The sequence below is a fragment of the Lyngbya sp. CCAP 1446/10 genome, assembly GCF_026130175.1.
Lineage (GTDB): Bacteria > Cyanobacteriota > Cyanobacteriia > Cyanobacteriales > Microcoleaceae > Microcoleus.
Window position 1 is genome coordinate 1 of record NZ_JAIGNI010000121.1, and the last position, 3,712, is coordinate 3,712.

Annotated in this window: 3 protein-coding genes; all 3 read left to right on the plus strand. The window is 42.5% G+C overall.

Going from position 1 to position 3,712, the window contains the following annotated elements:
• Positions 1-1,443, plus strand: a 1,443-nt coding sequence (locus K4039_RS26470) for a glycosyltransferase (protein WP_265239480.1), incomplete at its 5' end; no start/stop codon positions are given.
• 103 nt (positions 1,444-1,546) lie between these two features.
• A complete protein-coding gene (locus tag K4039_RS26475) occupies positions 1,547-1,855 on the plus strand; it encodes a hypothetical protein (RefSeq protein WP_265239481.1) in 309 nt (102 codons plus the stop codon).
• A 265-nt stretch (positions 1,856-2,120) separates the two neighbouring features.
• Positions 2,121-3,593: a DEAD/DEAH box helicase family protein gene (locus tag K4039_RS26480; protein WP_265239483.1), complete on the plus strand. Its 1,473-nt coding sequence runs from the start codon at positions 2,121-2,123 to the stop codon at positions 3,591-3,593.
• Positions 3,594-3,712: the final 119 nt, after the last annotated feature.

Genomic DNA, 3,712 nt, shown 5'->3' on the forward strand with positions numbered 1-3,712 from the left:
CCCCATCTCCCCCTCTTTCTTTCTACTCCTTGGATTGGGGCGGCGTTAATAGCTTTAAATCCCCAAACTATTGCGTGGGGGCGGACTGGCGTTTCAGATATGCTGTTAGTCGGCTGTATGTGTTCGGCACTTCTGGCATTTTTCCTCGGTTACACCTTAGAAGAACAGAGAGAAAAAGCAGAATTTTCCACAGTTTCTGCGTCGCTATTTCCTAATAAATGGTATCTGACTTGTTACGTACTAATTGCCCTAGCAATTCTGGCTAAGGGGCCTGTGGGAATTGTCATACCAGCGCTGATTATTGGCAGCTTCGGGCTGTATTTAGGAAATTTTCGACAACTTTGGCGAGAAATGCGTCCGGTGTCGGGAATCTTAATTATTCTGCTGATCGCCCTGCCTTGGTTCGTTCTGGTTACTTTAGACAATGGTCAAACTTATATTGACAGCTTTTTCGGCTATCACAATTTCCAGCGTTTTACTGAAGTAGTCAACAAGCACTCGGCGCCTTGGTATTTTTACTTTTTTGTAGTGCTGCTTGGTTTTGCACCTTGGTCGATTTATTTGCCGCTGGCGATCGCCCGCACCCGTTTTTGGCAGCGCAGTTACTGGCGTCGTCAACCGCGATCGGCTCAATTAAGTTTATTTGCCCTATTTTGGTTCGGCTGCATCTTTGGCTTTTTCACGATCGCCGTCACCAAATTACCCAGTTACGTATTGCCATTATTGCCCGCTGCTGCCATTTTGGTAACGCTGCTATGGAGCGATATTATTGCAGGTAACGAACCCAAAACCAGGCCGGGAAAGTTAGAAAAGAAACCGAATTCTTTACCGCGAGGGCTGTTAGTCACATACATTGTTAACATTGTATTTTTATTGATTCTAGCCGGAGCAATTTTCTACTGCTACAACTGGCTGGGAGACGATCCAGCAATGCCCAATTTTCCGCAAGCACTTCAGCAGTCGGGATTGCTGATTGTGGGCGGTGCGATTTGGATAGTGGCGGCTGGGGCGATCGGGCTTTTGCTATGGAAGCGGAAACAGCGCTGGATTTTGGTTGCTAACTTCATCGGTTTAGTAGCATTTATCATTTTTGGTCTCACTCCCGCCTACAATTTGGTCGATCTCAACCGCCAGTTACCTCTGAGACAGTTAGCGCAGGTTATTGTTCAACAAAAACTGCCGGGGGAAGAGTTGATCATGGTTGGTTTTTGGAAACCCAGTCTGGTTTTTTACACGGAAGAGCCGGTGACTTACTACCGAGCTATCAATAAGGCTCTAGACTACATTCAGGAATCGAAAAACCCAATTCTTCCCTCTATTTTGGTGCTGGGATATCCAGAAAAGTTTGTGCAATTAGGATTGCAGCCAAATCAATATCAATTGTTGGACAGTCGCGGCGCTTACCAACTCGCTAGGGTTCCGAGAAAGGCGTTTTTGAAGTAGTGTAGGGTGCTGCGGTTTGGGCGATCGAGCGTCAGACCAGGTATGATGTTGAAATTGCGGTACAATCTACTTACTACCTAAAACTAGAAGCTAGGAGCCAACAATGGTTTCAATCCTTAACAAGCCATCCTCGTTAATCCATGAGATTTGCATTGAAAAAGTCGATAGGTGGAAGTTGTTCAAATTTAGTGAATCGCTCCAACAGCGAATGGAAGAATTGTTAGAAAAAAAGAAGGCAGATAAACTAATGGCAGAAGAGGTAGCGGAACTAGATACAATTGGGGAATTAGATCGAATATTTACCCACATAAACGCAATGATGGTTGCTCAAGATGTCAATCAGCCATACGACAGGCAGTTCCAGAAAGAGCGAGCTATTTATGTGAATACTGTCATTCTCCAGAACGTCTAAAGTATAATGTTGAAGTTCCGGTACGATCTACTCAACTTAGAAACATAACTTTGGCGATCAGGCGGTATGATATTTTAATGGGAATGTTAGATCGCAGTTGCACTCAAATTAATACTTGTTTTGTATGGCTCAGGTTGTCTGTGGGGCAGTAGTCTGAGAATTTTTTGTAAGTGTTCAGTGAATGTTCAATTTTAGGCTGCAACATCAAAAGTGCTGCATTATCCTTGATGGAAGCTCTCACGACAATAAAATCAGGACTTCAGGTATGGATTTCTCTCAACTTAAACGACCAGCACGTAAGACTAAACCGTTAGATCCGATAGCTATTTTCGAGCGAAGACCCAGCTTACCCAATACTCCAAACGATCTTTGGAGGGGACAAACTGAGGCATTGAATGAATGGCACAAAAATCGTAAAAAATCTGACGTATTCATTGCTCTGAACACGGGTGCAGGAAAAACCCTGGTTGGTCTGTTGATTGCTCAAAGTTTAGTGAATGAGGGTATCGAAAACGTTACGTATGTTTGCGGAACCAAAGATCTTGTGCTTCAAACTCAGCGAGAAGCTACCAAACTTGGTATAGAATGTACCTTGCGGACTGGTGGTGACTTCAGCAACTCGCTCTTTGAGACAGGAAAGGCATTTTGTATTACGACTTATACCAGCTTATTCAATGGGTTAAGCGTTTTACAGCGAAAGCACTTCCCAGGAGCGGTAATTTTTGATGATGCTCATGTCGCCGAGCGAATGATCCGTGAAGCATTCACTTTAAAAATTGCAGCACCAGGTCAAGCAGAGTTACTCAAAGATATCAAATCTCTTTTTGAGCCACATTTCAAGGAATATGGCAAACTTCCTTCCTTGGAAAGTGCTATTGACAGTCCTTTTGAATCCCCGATCATGGCGAGTCCAAATGCTGTCAAGGAGAAAGCTGAGCGACTCTACAGCTTATTAGTTGATTCTGGTATTAACAATAACACTAATCTCAAGTATTCATTCAATCACCTTAAAGAAAATCTAGGACATTGTGCTGTTGTCTTTGGCTATGGAGCAGTGGAAATTGCACCTCCATTCTTGCCTCTCTTCAGCCTGCCAGTTTTTCTACGAGACGTTAGAAGAATATATCTCTCTGCAAGCCTAAACTATAAATCTGATATTGCCAGAGCTTTTGGACGAATTCCCGACCTTTCTATTGAGCCTAAAAATGACGCGGGTAATGGAGAGCGCCTAATCTTATTTTCAGATGAAATCCCTCAAAAAAAGATTGATTATAGGTTTGTCAAACCTCTATCAGAGAAGCATAAGGTTCTGATTGCTGTTCCATCGTATCGCCAAGCTGAAGCATGGAAAGAAGTAGGAATTCCACCTTCTTCAGATGATTTTAGTGAAAAGCTTCAGGATTTCCGCGAAGCCTCATCTGGGACTTTTATTTTGGTTTCCAGAGTAGATGGGATTGATCTTCCACATGATACCTGCCGTGTCATGATTTTGGATGAGTTACCGACAGGTGCATCCATTTTGGAAAAATTCCAATGGGATACTCTTGATATGAAAAATTTCCGTGCTACCAAGGTTAGTAACCAAATCATTCAATTGTTTGGACGTATTAATCGGGGACGCAATGATTACGGAGCCTTTATTATTAATGGTCGTAGTCTCACTAACTGGCTCAAGAATGATCGTAAGCTTGCGTTATTACCAGAACTGTTGAGAAAACAGGTTCAACTAGGACTATAGCAATCCTAAATCATTTTCTATGTATAGGTGTATTGATGGATTTTGGGGAAATCAAATTTATGTTCGTTTGTGAAAAACTCAAACAAAAATTTAATTATCTTAAAAGACTTACATAAATA